Consider the following 19,880-nt stretch of genomic DNA (forward strand, 5'->3'; position numbering starts at 1 on the left):
GAAAGAGGAAATCTCCACCAAGGCCGGGACATTTCTTCGTCCGAACCTTGGGCGAGTAAAACAGAAAAAACGCGACAGATGACTCACTCCAAACGGCGTCGAAACGCATTGAGTGGGATCGTCAACGAGCCCCGTATCAGGGCTCCCGAAACAGAGGGCTGTCGACCACCACGGCGATCGTGTCAACGATCCGGTAATCGTTCTCGGCCGACTTCAAAACGATTTCCTCAACGGCAGCGGTATCTTCGGGCTCAACTCCGTTGGCATAGACCAGCAGTTTCTTAACGAAGCACCGTACAAATTGCTTCTGATTCGCTTCGTCCCTCATCAGGCCACGGAAACCAACGATATCGTCATAGCTGTTCCCATTCCGAAACGTCGCTGAGGCATCGATCGGAAGTTCGAACTGCTTTTCGACCGATTTCTTTCGCTTCGGCACCTTGGCCTCTGAAACGGGTTCACTGACGCTGACCTGCACGTACGCGTCGCGCCACGCCCCCATGGGGTCAAAGTTCTCGAACGCATATCCATACGGATCGATGCTTCGATGACACGACGCACACGTTTCTTCAGCAATGTGAGCGGCTAGGATTTCCTTGATCGTTTTGGCTTGGCGAACATCGGGTTCCTGTATCTCGACATCGCCCGGAGGTGGCGAGGGCTTGATTCCCATAAAATTCTCTAACACGTAGACCGCGCGGTGAATCGGTGAGGTTCCCAAACTGTCAGCGGTGAGCGTCAGGAAAGCCCCCATTCCCAACATTCCCCCGCGACGCTGGTCAGTGAACTCGTATCGCCGCAAGATCGAATCTTCCGGCACATCGTCGACGCCGTACACCTCCGCCAAATCGGCATTGATGAACGAGAAGTTCGCGGTCAACATTTCGGGTAACGGCATGTTCGTTTCGATAGCATGACGAAAAAAGCGTTTCGCTTCGGCAATCATGTCATCACTGACACCTTTTCGGTGATAGTGCGCAAAGTGATCTGGATCCGGAGCCATGAAATTGATCCGATCTAACTGCAACCACCCCTGCGGAAATTCATCGAGGAACTCATCGCCGCGATTGCTGGTGAAGTATTCCACGATGGCATTGCGAACCGATGGATAGTCATCGAGTTTTCCCGCCCGAACAAAATCACGCAACGCGTCGCTGGGCAGAGTGCTTTGCAAAAAGAAGGACAGCTTTGTTGCGAACCGGTCCGGATGTGAGGCCCCTTCTGGATTGATCAATAGAAAGGAAGGCGACACGAAAATCGCAACAATCCCTTCCTTGATCGCTTCCAAATCACCGAGTTCTTTCTGACGCATCGATACTAAACGCACCAACGGATCGAGTTCACCGTCACGCACCTCGCGTCGCCATGCTCGCTCAGCAATCGGTTTGAGTATTTCCTCCGCGTTGTGAGCGTTCGGCGACTCACCGACAAGGGCAACCTGCCGTTCGGGTGGCCAGGACTTGTAGATCGGGCCTTCGACATCTGCACTGAAAACGCGTGGACGTGGACCGCGCCAATAATCCACCCAATAACTCCAGTGATTGACACGCAAGTTCCTTCCACCGGCCTTCTTAGGACGAATTTTGGAAACGACTTTCTCGTACAACTCGGGATCATTTTCCTTGATATGGTCATGGGCGATTGATTGTTGAAACTTGAAGTTCCCGTTGCCTCTTTTTCGAAGACCATCGGTAGGATAGGAAAGCTCGATGCGGGTTCCCTTTGCCAACCATTCCGTCAATTCAATTTCCTTCACCTCATTGTCTGGCAATTCGTACGTGCGGACGCGATCGCCAAAGTGAATCGACAATCGGATCGGGTCCCCATCGTAGACACCGGTCTGCTCCGAATCGTAGTAACCACGGTCAACACCAGTGGCTCGGATCTTGATGCGATAATATCCCGTAGTGGGCACTTCCTTGAAGTTCTCGAACGACATTTGCAAACGCATGTCGCGAAATTCCAAACTGTCGCTATTCCGGCCCGCGGATTGACGACGTGTCGTTCGCTGATTCAGTGACGACATTTGCAGCAACGCCGAAGGGACCTCGTAGCGTTGGGAAGGCGTTCGCTCACCCGTCAGAACAATCGCGTCAACGATTTCCCGCACCGTATCGACATATTGCTCGAGGTGATATTCACTGATGCCGAGCACGTCACCGTTGGTATCGAACCCATCATGCAACGTATCACCGAGAAGATTGCCGAGCGGAAAATGCGTCCCGGGATCTTCAATCCCCAACGCGTCGCTGATGCTGTTGGCAAACTCCCGATTGTTCAGGCGACGGGTCGGAATTTGGTAGTCGGCTGCCACATCGGCATCACGAGCCAAGACAACGTCGCGAATGTATTCTGCGATCTGTTGACGTTCCGTTTCCGTAACTTTCGAATCTTCGCTCGGCGGCATGTCGCCGAGCGAAACATATTCCATACTCGACTGCCAATATTCTCGGCTGTCACGGGTAACACCACCACCGAGCATGTCAAGATGAAAGCCTCCCTCGGGTTCATCACCCGTGTGACATTTAGAACAATGCCGCTGCAAAATAGCGTGCTCCACCGCATGCGATGCGGGACAGAGCAAGACTGATGTCGATGCCACCAATAAAACAGCAATACCGAACAGACGATGAAGGCTACGCATGATCAAGCGAGAAACTCCCGGTGCTGAGATTGAAGCTATCCCGTTCGATTCCGAATCGCTGCATCAAAGTGACGTAGAGATTGCACAACGGCATATTTTTGCCTGCCGCACTGCGGGTGTCGACGTGACCGAGGTGTTTGAACCCGCCACCGGCAACGAGAATGGGAAGATTGCGGTTTGAGTGAGTTCCCCCATACCCCATTCCGCTACCGAACAAGATCACCGTGTGATCCAGCATCGATCCGTTCGCATTGGGCTCGTCGATTTCATCGAGTCGCTTCATGAACCTCGACAACTGCTCGATCTGGAACGACTCAATCGCAACCAACTCCGACACGACCTGTTCGTCCTTGCCGTTGTGTGTGCAAGCGTGATACCCACGATTAACGCCATTGACGTCGGTGTACCCCAACTCGTTGGGAAACGCGATAGTGGCGACGCGTGTGAGGTCGGTCTGAAACGCGTAGGCGACCATATCAAACATCGCGTTGTAGCGATTAATAATGCTGGCCTCGCCTTCGAGGTGATGCGAGATATCGAATTCCGGTTTATCACGACCGACCCATTCTTCACGCGTTTTAAGACGATTTTCTAATTCGCGAATCGACGTGCCGAATTGATCCAATCGCTCTCGGTCGGCCACCCCGGCCTTCGCCTTCACTCCAGCAAATTGTTCACGGACGGCATCGAGAATACTGCCGTTACGTTGGATCGTCGTCAATTGATGGCGTTTTTCCTGCTCACTCAGATTCAAGAACAGATGTTCGAACAATCGTTGCGGGTCGGTGAACGGCTTCAGCTCGACACCGTTCGCATTCCACACCATCCGTATGCCGGTTTGCAGTGAAGCATGAATGGAAGGGTACCGAACGTCACTTCCGATATGCCTGGCGATCAGTTGATCGATCGACATGTTCTTTTCCGGGAACGCGTGGCTCGTCTCGGGCAACACTCCGCTGAGAAAAGCGAGTTCGCGACCATGGCCGCTTTTCATTCCATGATCGGTGTGCGAGAAAACGGTAAACCGATCCTTCGCCCACTCCAAAGGCTGTAGCGTTCGCGACATCGTGTAATCACGACCGAAATCCTTTGGAAAAAAATTCGGCGGGTGCATCCCCAGTGGATTGCCGACCACCAAGAATCGAAGCGTTCCTGCTGGCCGATGCGATTGGCTACCTGCAGACGGCTTTTCTGCCGCTTGGGCAATCGATTCGAGTTTTGGCAAAGCGATGGCTCCGCCGAAACCTTGCAAAATAGAGCGACGCGAAAAGGGCATGGGGACTTACTCTTGATACGATCAGGTGGGGCGGGCGGGACATCGATTTTAACGCCTTTGCGTGGTCAACTGTGAACTTATCTATCGTGTCCCCTCGACCTGCCTCTCGTTTTACATTTTTCTCGAAAGTCCGCCTCGCTCCTTCCGTTGACCAATGCGATGACTGGCCCCGAATCAACCGCGACGAACGTTAAACCGTAACGCCGGCCGCAGCATACTTTCACACGACCGAGCAAAATCCATAGACGAGTGACCGTTTTTTTCTCCGAAAGTATGCTTCCTTTCCCACAAACCGTGGCAGGTTCCGGCAACTGATCAGATAAGACACCATGGAACATTCCGAACCCTCACCGGCATCACCGACCTTAGCTGATTTCATGCCGCTGTTTCTTAGCCACGAAACCGCCCTTCGAACGTACGCACGGGCCATCCTTCCCGATTGGGGATCGGTCGACGACGCCCTGCAAGAAGCCAGTGTGACAATGCTGGAAAAGTTTGACCAACTTCATACCGTGGACGGTTTCCTCCCGTGGGCCAAAGTGATCTTACGTTTTAAGTGCTTCGCGGTCGCGGCGGCCAACCGACGTCATCGCCCGATCCTCAGCGAGGAGGTTCTCAGGTTGATTGCCGACGAAGCGGAACCGTTGTCTCAGCAAACGCTCCTTGACTCGAGAGCCGCGCTGGATGCTTGCATGCAACGATTCTCTGACTCGCACCAAACACTGCTTCTCGCACCCTATGCCGGTGACGGCGAAGTGAAACGGACTGCCGAACAAGCGGGCAAAACGGCAAACGCCTTGTACAAACTGATTGGGCGTCTCCGAGAGAAATTGAGCGAATGCGTTGAAGTCAAACTGCAGCAGGAGATGACCTAAGATGGATCCATCCACACTCATGCATCGCTATCTTCTCGGACGTGTCAATGCCGACGAGGTCCGAGAACTCGATCAGCGACTGACGAACGATCCGGAATTCCGTGCTCGGTTCGTGAAGGCCGCCACGCTCGATGCTGGGCTGCGAGAGATCGCGATCGAACGTGGCACCGAACCACAATCGTTCGGCGTCGGGCAGTCACCACAAGTCAATCGGAACAATTCTCATTGGTTAGTTCCCATGGCGCTAGCAGCATTAGCGGCGATCCTCCTCGTCGTCATTGGGTTGCAGCCAAGCACTACGGGGACAGCCACAATTGCCACGCTGGTGTCGAGCGAAGCCGCGGCGTGGGAGAGCACTCTGCCGACCACACCAGGCTCGCATCTCGCAGCGGGCACCATGAACTTGCGAGCCGGCGTTGCCACCATCCGATTTCGCTCCGGTGCTGAAGTCCTGCTGGAAGCCCCGGCAGAATTGCTCTTGGTTACGCCAATGCGAGGTAAGCTTGCTTCTGGCGCCGCAGTCGTCGATGTGCCTGAATCGGCATATGGATTCATATTGGAAACCCCCGATGGTTACGCCGTGGACTACGGCACCCGTTTTGCCGTCCGAGTGGATCCGACGAAACAGCAATCCGACTTTGAACTCGTCGAAGGTGAAATCGCGGTCCATCAACCGACGACCGGCCGGGAGATTCGGTTGGTCGATGAAGGAGAGGTTGCAACCATTCAGGACAGTTCGTTCGTAACGGGAACACAGGAGGTTATCGATACGGGCATGCCGAGCAGTCCTCTCATCACTCGCGTGGGAACAAACGGACGATCCGATTCGGTACTTCCTAACAACAAGCGGCACAAGTTTATCGACCGCGAGATACTGAGCGTCAAACATCATCGACGTGAAAAGTGGGACTATCGATCGTTTTTCGCATTCGATCTCTCAACCGTCAATCTGGATTCTGCCAAAGAAGCTCGCCTCCGATTGAATCTCGTTCCGAGTGTTCGCGGCTTTGCATCGCGTCTACCAGAAATCAATCGGTTCGGTGTTTATGGGATGACGAATGACGCGAAACAAAATTGGCAAATCGGTGGTACCTGGGAAGATGCCCCCGCTCCCGACGACGGCGTGTTGCTAGGCACCTTCGAAATCCCTCGCAGCACCCAGCGTGGAACATTTGGAATCGCGAACGAGGAGCTCTTGAATTTTGTGAAAGAGCGATCCGACCGGTCGGTGACGTTTCTCTTGATCCGTCTCACTTCACAAATCGAAGGCAACGTTGCCGGCCTGACTCACGCCTTCGCAAGCGACTATCACCCCGAATCGGTCGGCCCGTTGCTGGAGTTTACTTTTGACGAGTAGCCCAATCGCCCCGACTCACTTACGTTTCAACAGCCTGACCGCCAGCGATGACATAAGACCTCCCGATCAACGCGCCAACTTCGACCCGTTTTCACGGTCAATCTCCCTCCAAAGGCCGCTTTGGTAAAGCAACTCCCGATCGGGTTTCTGATAAGATGAGTTGTTTTCAGCAGCGTGTCTTCTCACCCTTGAAATTCGATCATGCGACAAGTCCTCACACTGACTCTTCTGGTTTTATCGAGCCTAACCTCAACAGGCACACTCGCCGCTGCTGACACCAAACCAACACGCCCCAATGTGGTACTTTTCGTTACCGATGACCACGGTCTCGATGCGTTGGGATGCTATGGCAATCCGGTAATCCAGACACCGCATATGGACCAATTGGCGACGGACGGTGTTCGTTTTACTCGGGCCTATTGCACGAGTGCGAGCTGCGCCGCGAGTCGGAGCGTCATCCTGACCGGACAGTACGGACACGCGACCGGATCGTACGGCCACGTCCACGACTACCATCACTTCAGTACGTTTGACTCGGTTGAGTCACTCCCGGTACTGTTGGAAAACGAGGGTTATCAAACGACGCGCATTGGCAAGTATCATCTCGCTCCTGATTCGGTTTACCGGTTCAACACCGTCCTCGATGTCGACCCTCGCAGCACCGTCGAGATGGCGGACGCTTGTAAAGAGACGATCACCTCGAAAAAGCCGTTCTTTCTCTACTTCTGCCCCGATGACCCTCATCGTGGTCACCCCTTCACGCCAGCAGTTTGGAGCGATCCCAATTCATTCGGCAATCGTCCAGAGGGCTACCCCGGTGTCGAGACCGTCACCTACCCTCCATCTGACGTGCGGGTGCCTGCATTCTTACCAGACTCCGAGGAGTGTCGTGAAGAGTTGGCTCAATACTACCAGTCGGTTTCACGAATCGATCAGGGATTGGGACGACTACTGGACTTGATCGCGGACGCGGGCAAGTCCGACGACACCATCGTCATCTATCTGTCCGATAACGGCATCGCCTTTCCGGGTGCGAAAACAACGGTATACGAACCCGGCATCCATCTTCCACTCATCGTAAAGGACCCTCGTTCGAAAACATCCGGAACGGTCAACGATGCCCTGGTTACATGGGCAGATCTCACACCGACAATCCTCGACATGACGGGGACCATCGTCGACTCGAAACGATTCCAAGGTCGCAGCTTTGCCGGTATTCTCGGTCAAACATCTCCGAAGGGATGGAATGAAATCTACGCCGCTCACAACTTTCACGAATTGACGATGTACTACCCCATGCGAGTCATACGGGAAGGCGATCACAAATTGATCTGGAACATCGCGTACGGATTGAGCTACCCGTTTGCCTCGGACCTGTGGGCGTCCTCCACATGGCAAGGAATCCATCGTGCGGAAGAAACGCATTTCGGCAACCGGTTGGTGAAGGACTATCTCTTTCGGCCTGAGTTCGAACTCTACGATCTCAAAATGGATCCGCACGAACTTAAAAACCTAGCTACGGACGATGCCCATTTAAAACTGCTCGACCGGCTAAAAGAGAAGTTAAAAGCGTTTCAAATCGAAACCAAAGATCCATGGCAGATCATGTGGGACAATGAAAGTCAGGTTCAGGGAACCGGAGTAGGGCTCTGACGCTGCACACACTTCCGTAACATTTTTAATAACGTGATGACGCGTCTTCCTATCCATCGTCCCCGTCGATCGAGGAATTGCGATCGAGTATTCTGAAATGAACGTGTGACAGCCATATGGGCTGCGTACCGGCCTCGATTCAGCAGCCAATTCAAGAAACTTAGACTCAAAGCCTCGTTCGAGATGCAAGCTCATGACGACGCGAATCGTTCCTCTAACTGCATTTGTCTGCTTGTTGCTAGGACTGACCGCGTACAGCAAGTGGCATCGCGATCCGATCCATGTCTCCGGTTTTATCGAAGCCGACGAGGTTCGTCTCGGATCGCGTATCGGTGGCAGGGTCGCCCGGGTGAACGTTCAGGAAGGGCAATCCGTTGACGCAGGCATGGTTCTCGTCGAACTCGAACCGTACGACCTGATTGAACGCGAGTCGGAACTCGAGTTGACACTCGCAGCTCATGAAGCCGACTACCAACGCGTGATCGCTGGCTATCGCCCCGAGGAGATCGGTCAAGCCCAAGCAAAGCTCGACCAACTCCAAGCACGCCTCGATCTCCTACGCGCCGGACCTCGCCAACAGGAAATCGAAGCCGCTCGAGCACGTCTCTCGCTCGCCAAGGCGGAACAAACACTCGCCGAGGAAACAACACAACGCCTGAGCCGACTCGCCCAATCAAACGCGACGTCGGAACAAGAACTCGATGCCGCCCGAGAACGTTACGAAGCGTCGTTGGCCAATGTTGCCGTCCGTCAACAGGAACTCGCATTGTTGGAAGCAGGTACCCGAGAAGAAGAACTGCGTGAAGCAATCGCTCGAGCCAAGGAAGCCGAGCAGGCTTTGCTGTTGATGCAGAACGGTAATCGCGCCGAGGAAATCGAACGAACCAAAGCGTCTCGGGACGCCGCCCAAGCGGCACTCGATGCGATTCGAAAACAAAAGGAGGAACTGCAAATTAAGTGCCCTACCGACGGCACGGTCGAAGCCCTCGATCTGCAACCCGGTGACATGATCGCACCAGGAGCCCCCGTTCTTTCGATTTTAGATCGCGAAAATCTCTGGGTACGCACCTACCTACCGCAAAATCGCGTTGGCATGAACGTCGGTCAAACATTGCCGCTGCGTGTGGACAGCTTTCCCAACGAAATCTTCGAAGGAACGATTGCCTTCATCGCCAGGCAATCTGAATTCACCCCTAGTAACGTGCAAACGCCTGAAGAAAGATCCCAACAGGTTTTCCGAACCAAAATCACGATTCACGACGACCAAAACCGATTGCGGCCGGGAATGACTGTGGACGTGTGGTTGGATCAAACCGGCACGGCTGAATGAACTCGCCCATCATCGACGTCCGATCACTCTCACGTTCGTTCGGTCCGTTGACTGCGGTCCAAGACGTCTCGTTCCAAGTCCATCGCGGATCGATATTTGGATTACTGGGCCCCAACGGCAGCGGCAAGTCGACCATCATCCGCATGCTGCTCGGCATCCTGCCGCCGAGCAATGGCGATGCTAGCGTTTTGGGGATGAACGTTCGCACGGATGCCGAATGGATCAAACCACGCATCGGCTACATGTCGCAGCAGTTCAGCTTGTACGCGGACCTCTCCGTCCAGGAAAACATTGACTTCTACGGGCGCATCTATGGGCTTGAACGCCAACGTTTGTCTCAGCGAAGAGCGACCGTGCTCACCCTCACCGGACTCAGCGATCGAACGGGACAACTCGCGGGAACGTTATCGGGCGGATGGAAACAACGGCTCGCTCTCGCGTGTTCTTTAATCCATGAGCCCGACGTCCTATTTCTTGATGAGCCCACCGCTGGCATTGATCCGGTCGCCCGTCGAGATCTATGGGACCTGCTGTTCGAGTTATCTGGACGCGGTGTGACGTTGTTTGTCACCACGCACTACATGGATGAAGCGGAACGTTGTAGTGATGTGGGCTATCTTTTCGAGTCTCGTCTGTTGGTCCTCGGCAAACCACATCAACTGAAAGAGCTTCCCGAGGTCAATCCAAACGGCACCAAGCGTTACGAAATTCGAATCCCGAATCCCGCTCGCCATATCTCGGCGATGAGGACACTTCCCGCAGTTCGCGATGCGACGCTGTTTGGTGAAACGATTCATTTGCTGCTCGACTCGACACGCTCGCCCGCCGGTGTGCTCGACGATCTCGGACTCTCACTCCAAACCAACGTGCGCGAGATCGCCCCCAGTCTCGAAGACGTGTTCGTCACGCTCACCCGCAACGCAGAGGAACGCGACAAAGATTCGGCGCCGATCCAATGTTCGAACGTTGTTGAAACGGAGGCTAGCGAAACAACGGAGGCTGATGCCCCAAAGAAGGACTCTCCCCGCGACACCGCATCTGATTCAGTTCAACCTGAATCACTCATCGCATCGTCTTTGTCCCGGAAAAAGAAACCGAGACGTGGCACCTGGAGTGGACTCGGAGCGATTCTGATCAAAGAACTGGTGCACATCCGCCGGCAACCCACGACGCTCTTTTTCATGCTTGTGGTACCCGTGATCCAAACCATTATTTTCGGTTACGCGATTGATACCCAAATCGAGCATATTCCAACGGTGGTTTTCAATATGGACGGGCGACAGTTGTCCCGCGAATTGACTGCTGCGTTTGAAAACACACGACGATTCCAACTGATTGGGCACGTGTGGGACGAAGAATCCTTTCAGCGTGCCCTGTCATCCGGACGGGCGAAAGTTGGCGTGAGGATACCACCCAATTATGCCGATCGAATTTTGAGGAGCGAGCAAACCACGCTCCAAGTACTAATCGACGGCAGTGACTCGCAAGTCGCGACCACGGCACAAAGCACCGCTCAACTGCTCGGGACCAACCTATCGATTCAAATGGCGACCACCAAAGGTGAATCATTACAACTCGCGCCCGCGCGAACCGCCTCGGGCGCCGCGTCGCTGCCGATCGAGGTGCGTACGCGAATGCTTTACAATCCCGATCTGGATAGTTCGCACTTCTTCGTACCGGGTCTCGTCGGAATCATCCTGCAATTGGTCACCCTTTTCTTAACTTCGTTTGCCGTCGTGCGTGAACGAGAACTGGGGACGCTCGAGCAGTTGTTTGTCACGCCGGTCGGACGCACCGGATTGCTACTCGGCAAACTCTTGCCCTACGCACTCGTCGGCTTCATTGCATTGTTGACGGTCCTTGTGGTCATGATTTACATCTTCCATGTTGAGATCCGGGGGAGTGTCACGTTGCTGTTTGCATTATCAATGCTTTTCATGGTTTGTTCGCTCGGACTGGGATTATTCGTCTCCACACTCGCAAAAACACAACTCGAGGCAGTGCAATTTGCATTTGTGATCATGCTGCCATCGGTGTTGTTGTCCGGCTTCGTCTTCCCTCGCAGTGAAATGCCGTTGCCGATTTATCTGGTCACGTTCAGCATCCCTGCCACCTACTACATCGAAATCCTCCGTGGTGTCGTTTTGCGTGGTGCCGACACGATCGATCTTATCCCATGGATCACCGGACTAACGATTTGCGGCATCCTTGTCATCGCACTGAGCGTCTTCCGATTTCAGAAACGTCTCCACGTGTAGCCGGCAGAACCGTGTAGCCGGCTGAACACAGCGAGAAAAGACCACCGGTTGAGTGGACGCTGCGAGAAAAACTTCGCCGCTCCGTTCTCACCGGCAGTTAATCGGAACGTTCCCGCACAACGTGGACAAACCACGGCAACGTATGATTTGCTGGCATTGAGGTAGTTTGCATCGAATGGGCCCAATACGCCACAGCTCCTCCTGCTCCGCACGCACGTAATAACACACATCGTGCGTTGGTGCCCGCTCTGCGACCTCGATCGCATGCTCTCTTCGCACTTTTAGGCTCAATTTGCGATCGGCATGATCATTGCAACTCTTCGCATCAAACTTCCGATTTGAGCACACAAACGTAAAGGGAGTCATGCGATGACACTCACCTATAACAGCGCTGCCATGCAGCAACGCACCAGCGGTCTGAAGAAACGACTGCGATTGGCGATCGAGTTCGCCGTGATGGCTCCTTCAGGACACAACGCACAACCATGGAAGTTTCATATTGTCCGAGATGGCGTTGAACTATTCGCCGACCGGACTCGTGCCTTACATGTCGTCGATCCCACCGATCGAGAATTGACAATCAGTTGCGGCGCGGCTCTTTATCAATTGCGTCTCGCACTCAACTGCGACGCTCTGGCAACGCTCGTCCATATTTTGCCAGATCCAGCTCGTCCCGATCTGCTAGCAAAACTCCGGATCAGTGGTCCTCACACTCCCGGCGAGGAAGAACTGGAGCAGTTTCGCGCGATCTCGCAGCGCCGAACGAACCGCAAACCTTTCGATACCAAGCCCGTCCCCGCATCCATTTTTGACGAGTGGTACTTGGATTCGAAATCCGAGAACTGTTGGTTGCAACTGATTGACGAGTTTACTCAAAAACACCTGATCGCCGATCTCGTGATTGAAGGCGACCGAATCCAAGGCAGTGACAAGGCATTCCGACGTGAACTCGCGAAATGGGTACACGCAAATCGAAGCACCCGTCGCGATGGCATGCCAGGATATGCCCACGGCGTTGGCAACATAGCCTCCTACCTGGGACCGCTTCTCGTCCGCACGTTTGACTGGGGTGAAGGTCAGGCAGCGAAAGACAAGCAGTTGGCGGAGGGTTCTCCGTTGCTGGCGATTCTTGGCACCGAAGAGGATACCCCTGCAGCCTGGATCGCATGCGGACAAGCACTCGCGAAGTTGTTGCTCCTCGGCACCGCGAGAGGCTTATCAGCATCGTTCCTTAACCAACCCATCGAAGTCTCGTCACTACGTCCGCAATTAGGCGAATATTGCGATAACGAAGGTTTTCCGCAAATCCTGTTGCGTTGGGGCTATGGTCGTGAAGTCCAACCGACACCTCGCCGTGCGATCGAAGATGTTCTGATTTAGTCAGACAGGAACAGCAGTCGCCGTCTTCGGTTGGCGTGTCATCAAGCTCCATAACTGCACGTCAAAACCGCAACCATACCGCCATACTCGCTTTTCAGTGCGCGACGTCCTTTCGAGGGTGGCGTCACTATTGCCTTCCGAATTGCCATTGAACAAAACGTTCCCCCGTTCGTTGACGGAGGAACGCTTTTAGCGTTTGCGTTCACTAACCGACTCGCCCTAAGACGATGACGCCACCAGATCGTCTTCCACATGCAACACGTGCATGGTGGTTTTCAAAACGGCATCCGGTGTCAGCGAAATGCTATCGATGCCTTCTTCGACGAGAAACTGTGCAAAGTCAGGGTAGTCACTCGGGGCTTGGCCACAGATACCAATTTTGGTTCCGCTTGCTTTTGCGGATCGAATAACGCTGCGGATCATTCGCTTCACCGCTTCGTCGCGCTCGTTGAACACATGAGCAACGATTTCGGAGTCGCGATCGACACCCAACGTTAACTGAGTCAGGTCATTCGATCCGATCGAAAATCCATCGAAGATTTCCGCAAACTGATCCGCGAGAATGACGTTGCTCGGGATCTCACACATGACATAAATCTCAAGTCCATCTTGACCGCGAACGAGTCCATATTTCGCCATTTCCTGTTGCACCAATTGTCCTTCTTCGATCGTACGACAGAACGGGATCATCAGTTTCAAATTCACCAGCCCCATTTCCTGCCGAACCTTCTGAACCGCCCGACATTCGAGGCCAAACGCCTCTTGATAACGAGGGTGATAGTAGCGTGACGCCCCGCGAAATCCGATCATTGGGTTGGCCTCTGTCGGTTCAAAACCTCTCCCTCCGATCAACCCTGCGTACTCATTCGTCTTGAAATCACTCAAACGGACGATCACTTCCTTCGGATAGAACGCCGCACAGATCATCGCGATCCCTTCGGCGAGCTTGTCGACATAGAATTGAGGTTTGTCGCCGTAACCGCGAGTGACCTTTTCGATCTCGGCACGAGTCACTTCGTCGAGGTCATCGAAACAAAGCAATGCTTGCGGATGAATCTTGACGTAGTTGCTGATAATGAACTCTTCCCGTGCTAGTCCGACACCGTCTTGAGGAATCATCGAAAACGCGAATGCTTCATCGGGCGATGCGACGTTCATCATGATTTTTGTCTTCGGGCGCCGGAGCGTGCCCAAATCAATCGTTTCGACCTCGAAGGGAAGGATCCCTTCATAAACATTTCCGGCATCCCCTTCGGCGCAACTGATCGTGACCAGATCACCGCACCTGAGTTCATCGGTCGCGTTGCCAGTTCCGACGATCGCCGGCACTCCGAGTTCACGACTGACGATTGCCGCGTGACAAGTGCGACCGCCACGATTGGTAACGATTCCGGCGGCCCTTTTCATAATCGGTTCCCAATCAGGGTCGGTTTTGTCCGTGACCAAGATTTCACCCGATTGAAACATTGCCAATTCATGCACGTCTCGAATCAGTCGAACTGGACCGGACGCGATCTTCTCACCGATCGAGCGTCCCGTCAGCAACAACTTCCCACGTTCCTTCAGATGGAACCTTTCGAGTGTGCTAACGGATCGGCGTGACTGAACCGTTTCCGGCCTCGCCTGCACGATAAACAACTCGCCGGTGTTACCATCCTTTGCCCATTCCATGTCCATAGGACAATGGGAGCCTTTACGCGTGCTGTAGTGCTCTTCGATTGCGCACGCCCATCGAGCGAGCTGCAAAATATCGTCATCCGAGATCGCGTACTTCGCCGATTGTTCAGGTGTCACGGGGATATTTTTGGTCATCTTGCTTCCGCCAACATCGTAAACCAGTTTCATTGATTTCGAACCGAGACTCTTTTTGAGAATCGGGCGACGTCCTTGCCGCAACGTTGGCTTGAACACGTAGTACTCATCTGGGTTGACGCTCCCTTGCACCACATTTTCGCCCAATCCATAGGCGGCGTTGATTAGCACTGCGTCGCGAAAACCGCTCTCGGTATCAATCGAGAACATCACCCCCGACGTTGCCAAATCAGATCGAACCATTTTCTGCACACCAATCGACAGCGCGACTTGCATATGGTCGTACCCGTGCTGATACCGATAGGAGATGGCACGATCCGTGAAGAGCGATGCGTAACACCGTCGGCAGGCGTCGAGCAAGAATGCTTGGCCTCGAACATTCAGATACGTTTCCTGCTGTCCGGCAAAACTGGCATCTGGTAAGTCTTCCGCCGTCGCGCTGCTTCGGACAGCAACATCTGCCAACTGATGATTGTGCGCATCGCACAGATGGTGATAGGCCGTCACGATCGAGTGACTCAGCGAATCAGGCAACGGCGCATCAAGAATCATGTGCCGAATAATCATCGCATGATGCTGCAGATTCCCAACATCCTCCACGTCGATCCCGCTGAGTATCTCAGGAATTTCCTTATCCAAACCTGACTCGCGTAGGAAGACGCGATAACCATGCGCGGTGGTTGCGAAGCCGTTGGGAACACGAATTCCCTGGGGCGTCAGTTCGCGGTACATTTCGCCCAGCGACGCGTTCTTACCGCCAACGACGGCCACATCGTCCATACTGATTTGGTCGAACCAGCGTACGAGATCCAAGGTGTTTTCTGTCGCAACGCTCATCGCTAGAACTCCCGTGAAAGTAACTAAACCCAATCTAAACTTCAGAACGCCCGATGGTGCTCTTTACCTAATTCACACCAGTGAGTGAACGCCGGAAATCATCAATCACTCAATCCTATGAGAGTATTCGCTGGCACCAAAACTCTCTCTAAGGACCAACTGCATTCTGCATCAACACAATGAAGAGGATGAACGCAAGAATGCCTGCAGCAATCCAAAACAGCGTTTCGTGACGCGAACGCGGCAAACGTTGATCAGACATGTCAAATCTCCCCTTACGAATTTGCTTTTCGACAATCGTAGAAAAGGCACGTTTCGTGAACTACCAAAGGCACCGCGAAAATCGGTGCCCCCTCGCGACGTCGCCACCGCGAACGCTAGCGGATTGCGGCGTTTTTTCCCTCCGACGAAACTGCCCGTTGTTCGTCGAAGTCAGATTCCCGGATTGATTGATGACACCGAACACAACTGACCGTGAGTTGGTGATAGGCCAACGTCACACCATCGATGTTCTCCTTCCGTGCTTGTCGCATTAACTCTTCGGTGACGCGTTCGAACGCCCGAACGTGTCCGCGGTATCCCTCGTGCCGACTGCGAACAAACCCTTCGATCTTGTTCAGCAATCGCATTTGATTCGCATTCATCTCAATCAGGTCAAAGTCGCCCATCGAGAGCCCACGCAAAATGCCTCCGGAATAGTCGAGTTTCTTTTGCATCCAGAAGTCGAGCGGTTGCTCCGCCGTTTCGCTCGGAACAATCTCACCGTCAGGAAACTCGCCCTCATCCTGAGCAGCCAACGGTGACGCAAGAAACACCACCATTAAAACCAATTGAATTTGACGCATGACAATTCTCCCGGGCAGATATCAGACGATTGGAAACTCTGACATGAATGGGATGGCAAAGCCTGTGCCACCAATCAAACGAGCCAAACCTATCCGTCTGAATGCGCATAAAAGCACGACGTGCGTATTCGCTCGCACGCTCACGTCCCAAACGGACCATTTACCGAGCGTTTTAGCCTTCGCGGTGACCAACGGATGATGGAACGACGATTGCGACGCAAAGGTGTGGAGGGTTCTACTGATGCATGACAAAGCCACGCCACAGATGCTTCGAGAGTTGCAAGTCGGAAACGATCTACCCGAAACCGACCAGATCGAATTGGCTAGTATCGCCAACGTTGTCAGTTTCAATGCTGACGAGCGCGTATTCCGCGAAGGCGACAAACACTCGTTCATCTACTGGCTGCTCGACGGGAGCATTTCACTCGAAATGAGTTCCGGCGTCCCCGCCGCGAAGGCTCTGTTGACGCTCGGCCACGGCGACATCCTGGCATGGTCGGCATTCCTGGCAGGCGGACGCATGACCGCGACAGCGCGAGTCGCGGAACCGACACGATTGGTGCGGTTGGACATCCAGGAACTGCGGAACTTGTGTCAAGCAAACCACGAAATCGGCTTTCGCGTGATGGAACACCTGGCATCACAACTCGCTCAAAGACTACTGGCAACGCGTTTGCAATTGTTAGATCTCTTTCATTCCCCTAACGGGAGCAACGAGTGAATACGAACGTGAACCAACCTGAAGGCTTTATGCAACGCGATGAACTTCAAACACTGCTCGATCTGCTAGGGCAGCAGGGGTACGAAACCATCGGCCCCACCATCCAACAGGACGCGATCGTTTACAGAAGCATTCAGTCAACCAAAGAATTACCGCTGGGATGGACTGACGAACAAACCCCGGCCGTCTATGAACTTCACCGTGATGACCATCAATCCGTCTTTCGGTTCAACTCGAGCCCCGACTCTTGGAAACGTTTCCTATTTCCTGCGTCTCTCGAGATCGGAACGGCAAAGTTGACCGACAACGGTTGGGAATTTGACGCGCCGAACGAACCAACGCCCCGCTATGCATTGTTCGGCGTTCGCGCATGCGACCTCGCCGCGATCGCCGTTCAAGATCGTGTTTTTCAAGAGAACGCGTACGTCGATCCCGCCTATCAACGACGACGGAAGGCTGCCTTCATTGTGGCCGTCAATTGTGTGACGGCCGCATCGACATGTTTTTGTCGTGCGATGAATACGGGGCCCGAATGCGATTCCGGATTCGACCTCCTGCTGACCGAGATTACCGACGGATTCATCGTCCGCTCCGGATCCGCCTCCGGTCAAGCGATACTGGCCGAACTCAACCTCGAACCGCCAACCTCCCTCCAGATCAACGAGGCCGAATCCGAAGTTGCCAACGCGAGCGACCAACAAACCAAACGTTTCGATAAAGAGGGCGTTCACGATCTTCTAGCGAAGAATCTCGAAAATGCTCACTGGACCGACGTAGCGGAACGATGCCTGTCCTGTGGAAATTGCACCATGGTTTGCCCCACCTGCTTCTGTTCCACCGTAGGAGACGAATCCAACCTTGCCAACACCGAAGTCAAAAGAGTTCGCCGGTGGGACAGTTGCTTCAACATTGACTTCAGTCATACCGCCGGTGGCGTGGTGCGCAACGACATTCGCAGTCGATACCGACAATGGCTCGTTCACAAATTGGCGACCTGGGAAGACCAATTTTCGGTAACAGGCTGCGTCGGCTGCGGACGCTGCATCACATGGTGTCCCGTCGGCATTGATCTCACCGAAGAAGTGGCCGCAATACGCAAAACGAATGCAACGTAAAACGATTGCGACGAGACCGAACAAACATTGAAACCGCTCACCAACGCAGTGATCTGCCCGCCCATCCCCCTCCACTCGGAGACGAATACCATGACGAAATACAACGAGAATTCGACATTAGCTCGCCGCGCCCAACTGGGTTCGTTCTTTGAAGAACTGGAGGATCGAATCGTTCAAAAGCTGCGAACCGAAGCCAGCAGTGAGGAAGGTCGAGCCGAATTGTTGCGAAGCACCGGTCTGCATGACGAAGTGTTGCTGAATGAGTTGAGTAGTCTAGGAATCCCCGCTGATGGCTTGATGGCACTGCGTTTATTCCCACTGATTCTCGTCGCGTGGGCCGAAGACGATGCAGATGCGAAGGAACGCACCGAGGTGCTCTCCCAAGCACTGAAGATCGGTATTCGCCAAGACACCACGGCGTGGATTTTGCTCACCCAGTGGCTCTCGAAGAAGCCACCGGGGCTCGGCGTGGACGCTTGGAAGCGTTACGTACACGAGATCTTTGCATCAATGTCGGATGTTGCGAAATCGCGGCTTATTCAACTCACTGAATCCCAAATGCTACACGTTGCCAAAGCATCGGGCGGTCACTTCGGGTTCGGAAAGGTATCGAAAAAAGAAGCCGCAATCATTCGTCAGATCACCACGGCAATGCGGCAGCAAACGTTGATGCGATAGAGGATCATGCGATCGACACCGCTCCACGGGGCTTTGATCTGCGAGTTCCCTGTCGGTCTCTTCACACGGACTCAACCGGTTGGTTGAATTTCTCTCGAAACGCTTGAATGTCTCCGATGTGCCCCATTAGGATCAATGTGTCGCCGACCTGGATCACCTGAGACGCGTTCGGGTTGAATAGCAATTTCCCCTCTCGAGATTGAATCGCAACGATAAGCAGTTTGTGGCCACGATGAGCATCGGTCGCACCAACGGACATCCCGGTCAATAGGCTCGATTCGGCGACACGCAATTCATCCAGTTCCAAGTCGGAGAATTCACGTTGCGAGACCAATTCCATCAAATCCGCCGTCGTTGGACGTGTGATCACGCGAGCCATCTGTCGCGATCCAACCACTGTCGGCATCACGACACGGTCGGCTCCCGCTTGGCGCAATTTCTTCTCGGTGCTGCGTAGTTCCGCTCGCGCGACAATCTGAATTTTGGAATTGAGATTACGTGCCGTGAGTGTCAAGAATACGTTTTCGGCGTCTCCGGAAAGCGCCGCCACGAGAGTTCGTGCCCGAACGATCCCGACTGACTCCAGCGTGTTTTCTTCGGTCGCGTCTCCCGTCAAACACGCGAAGCCAAGAACATCCGCCTCGCGGATTCGGTCTGCGTTCAATTCAATAATGACGACAACGCGTCCCTGCGACCGCAAGTCTTCTGCCAAACTCTGGCCCATCCGTCCAAAGCCACAGATAATGACGTGATCCTTCATGTTTGCAATTTCAGCGGTCATTCGACGTAATCCGATAAGGCGATCGATCTCTCCCGCCAAGAGTAACTGAATCAACCCGCCGAATGTATACGCAGCCGCAGACATTCCGATAAGGATCACCAACACCGTATACAGTTGCAGCCCTGGTGAAAGCGAACTCGATTCGCTGTAGCCAACCGTGGAGATCGTGATCACTACCATCCAAACGGATTCTAGCCATCCATAGTCACCAAGATAGCGATAACCCGCAACCGCGATGGCAAACACAAACAGCAGCAACACACCGCCACTGGCGATGCGTTGGACCGGCGTCCTCGAAGCATGCGTCCTCACTCGCGG

14 protein-coding genes are annotated in these 19,880 nt (G+C 53.9%); 9 read left to right on the top strand and 5 right to left on the bottom strand.

Annotation, left to right across the window (positions count from 1 at the left end):
• Positions 1–136: 136 nt before the first annotated feature.
• Together FHS27_RS08655 and FHS27_RS08660 are read right to left on the bottom strand one after the other, a co-directional pair.
• On the bottom strand, positions 137–2,644 hold the full coding sequence (locus FHS27_RS08655) for a DUF1588 domain-containing protein (RefSeq protein ID WP_246419314.1): 2,508 nt from the start codon (positions 2,642–2,644) through the stop codon (positions 137–139).
• Positions 2,637–3,920, bottom strand: coding sequence for a DUF1552 domain-containing protein (locus FHS27_RS08660; RefSeq protein ID WP_184304197.1), 1,284 nt, complete (start codon positions 3,918–3,920; stop codon positions 2,637–2,639). The genes FHS27_RS08655 and FHS27_RS08660 overlap by 8 nt, the downstream gene beginning before the upstream one ends.
• Before the next feature lie 329 nt (positions 3,921–4,249).
• Between FHS27_RS08660 and FHS27_RS08665 the strand changes: the two genes are divergently transcribed.
• The 6 genes from FHS27_RS08665 (at position 4,250) to FHS27_RS08690 (ending at position 12,773) form a co-directional block, all read left to right on the top strand.
• A complete protein-coding gene (locus FHS27_RS08665; RefSeq protein ID WP_184304199.1) occupies positions 4,250–4,795 on the top strand; it encodes a sigma factor in 546 nt (181 codons plus the stop codon).
• Position 4,796: 1 nt separating this feature from the next.
• Complete coding sequence (locus tag FHS27_RS08670; protein ID WP_184304201.1) at positions 4,797–6,152, top strand: FecR domain-containing protein; 1,356 nt, start codon at positions 4,797–4,799, stop codon at positions 6,150–6,152.
• Positions 6,153–6,353: 201 nt separating this feature from the next.
• Positions 6,354–7,805 carry a sulfatase family protein gene (locus FHS27_RS08675; RefSeq protein ID WP_184304203.1) on the top strand — a complete coding sequence of 484 codons (1,452 nt, stop codon included), beginning with the start codon at positions 6,354–6,356 and terminating at the stop codon, positions 7,803–7,805.
• Between the two features lie 193 nt (positions 7,806–7,998).
• Positions 7,999–9,135: an HlyD family secretion protein gene (locus tag FHS27_RS08680; RefSeq protein ID WP_184304205.1), complete on the top strand. Its 1,137-nt coding sequence runs from the start codon at positions 7,999–8,001 to the stop codon at positions 9,133–9,135.
• Positions 9,132–11,393 carry an ABC transporter permease gene (locus FHS27_RS08685; RefSeq protein ID WP_184304207.1) on the top strand — a complete coding sequence of 754 codons (2,262 nt, stop codon included), beginning with the start codon at positions 9,132–9,134 and terminating at the stop codon, positions 11,391–11,393. Before FHS27_RS08680 ends, FHS27_RS08685 begins: the two co-directional genes overlap by 4 nt.
• A gap of 369 nt (positions 11,394–11,762) precedes the next feature.
• Positions 11,763–12,773, top strand: coding sequence for an Acg family FMN-binding oxidoreductase (locus tag FHS27_RS08690; protein ID WP_246419315.1), 1,011 nt, complete (start codon positions 11,763–11,765; stop codon positions 12,771–12,773).
• Between the two features lie 219 nt (positions 12,774–12,992).
• On the opposite strand, the gene ppsA is transcribed toward FHS27_RS08690, so the two are convergent.
• Positions 12,993–15,422 (bottom strand): phosphoenolpyruvate synthase, encoded by a 2,430-nt coding sequence (gene ppsA, locus FHS27_RS08695; protein ID WP_184304209.1) that lies wholly within the window; start codon positions 15,420–15,422, stop codon positions 12,993–12,995.
• 377 nt (positions 15,423–15,799) lie between these two features.
• A complete protein-coding gene (locus tag FHS27_RS08700) occupies positions 15,800–16,267 on the bottom strand; it encodes a hypothetical protein (RefSeq protein ID WP_184304211.1) in 468 nt (155 codons plus the stop codon).
• A gap of 241 nt (positions 16,268–16,508) precedes the next feature.
• Here FHS27_RS08700 and FHS27_RS08705 point away from each other — a divergent pair, with 241 nt between their 5' ends.
• From FHS27_RS08705 to FHS27_RS08715, 3 genes are all read left to right on the top strand, one after another.
• Positions 16,509–16,988 carry a Crp/Fnr family transcriptional regulator gene (locus FHS27_RS08705; RefSeq protein ID WP_184304214.1) on the top strand — a complete coding sequence of 160 codons (480 nt, stop codon included), beginning with the start codon at positions 16,509–16,511 and terminating at the stop codon, positions 16,986–16,988.
• On the top strand, positions 16,985–18,103 hold the full coding sequence (locus FHS27_RS08710) for a 4Fe-4S dicluster domain-containing protein (RefSeq protein ID WP_315854499.1): 1,119 nt from the start codon (positions 16,985–16,987) through the stop codon (positions 18,101–18,103). The genes FHS27_RS08705 and FHS27_RS08710 overlap by 4 nt, the downstream gene beginning before the upstream one ends.
• Before the next feature lie 90 nt (positions 18,104–18,193).
• The gene (locus FHS27_RS08715; RefSeq protein ID WP_184304217.1) at positions 18,194–18,781 is read left to right on the top strand and encodes a hypothetical protein; all 588 of its coding nucleotides are present in this window, start codon (positions 18,194–18,196) and stop codon (positions 18,779–18,781) included.
• Between the two features lie 61 nt (positions 18,782–18,842).
• On the opposite strand, the gene FHS27_RS08720 is transcribed toward FHS27_RS08715, so the two are convergent.
• Positions 18,843–19,874, bottom strand: a complete 1,032-nt coding sequence (locus FHS27_RS08720; RefSeq protein WP_184304219.1) for a potassium channel family protein — start codon at positions 19,872–19,874, stop codon at positions 18,843–18,845.
• Positions 19,875–19,880 lie beyond the last annotated feature (6 nt).

Source organism: Aporhodopirellula rubra, assembly GCF_014192335.1.
In the GTDB taxonomy this organism is placed as follows: domain Bacteria; phylum Planctomycetota; class Planctomycetia; order Pirellulales; family Pirellulaceae; genus Rhodopirellula; species Rhodopirellula rubra.

Excerpts from the sequence above, each read along its gene's own strand:
- FHS27_RS08685 (WP_184304207.1), top strand. The coding sequence starts at position 9,132 with ATGAACTCGCCCATCATCGACGTCCGATCACTCTCACGTTCGTTCGGT.
- ppsA (WP_184304209.1), bottom strand. The coding sequence starts at position 15,422 with ATGAGCGTTGCGACAGAAAACACCTTGGATCTCGTACGCTGGTTCGAC.
- FHS27_RS08660 (WP_184304197.1), bottom strand. The coding sequence starts at position 3,920 with ATGCCCTTTTCGCGTCGCTCTATTTTGCAAGGTTTCGGCGGAGCCATC.
- FHS27_RS08675 (WP_184304203.1), top strand. The coding sequence starts at position 6,354 with ATGCGACAAGTCCTCACACTGACTCTTCTGGTTTTATCGAGCCTAACC.
- FHS27_RS08665 (WP_184304199.1), top strand. The coding sequence starts at position 4,250 with ATGGAACATTCCGAACCCTCACCGGCATCACCGACCTTAGCTGATTTC.
- FHS27_RS08690 (WP_246419315.1), top strand. The coding sequence starts at position 11,763 with ATGACACTCACCTATAACAGCGCTGCCATGCAGCAACGCACCAGCGGT.
- FHS27_RS08700 (WP_184304211.1), bottom strand. The coding sequence starts at position 16,267 with ATGCGTCAAATTCAATTGGTTTTAATGGTGGTGTTTCTTGCGTCACCG.
- FHS27_RS08705 (WP_184304214.1), top strand. The coding sequence starts at position 16,509 with ATGCATGACAAAGCCACGCCACAGATGCTTCGAGAGTTGCAAGTCGGA.
- FHS27_RS08715 (WP_184304217.1), top strand. The coding sequence starts at position 18,194 with ATGACGAAATACAACGAGAATTCGACATTAGCTCGCCGCGCCCAACTG.
- FHS27_RS08655 (WP_246419314.1), bottom strand. The coding sequence starts at position 2,644 with ATGCGTAGCCTTCATCGTCTGTTCGGTATTGCTGTTTTATTGGTGGCA.
- FHS27_RS08680 (WP_184304205.1), top strand. The coding sequence starts at position 7,999 with ATGACGACGCGAATCGTTCCTCTAACTGCATTTGTCTGCTTGTTGCTA.
- FHS27_RS08670 (WP_184304201.1), top strand. The coding sequence starts at position 4,797 with ATGGATCCATCCACACTCATGCATCGCTATCTTCTCGGACGTGTCAAT.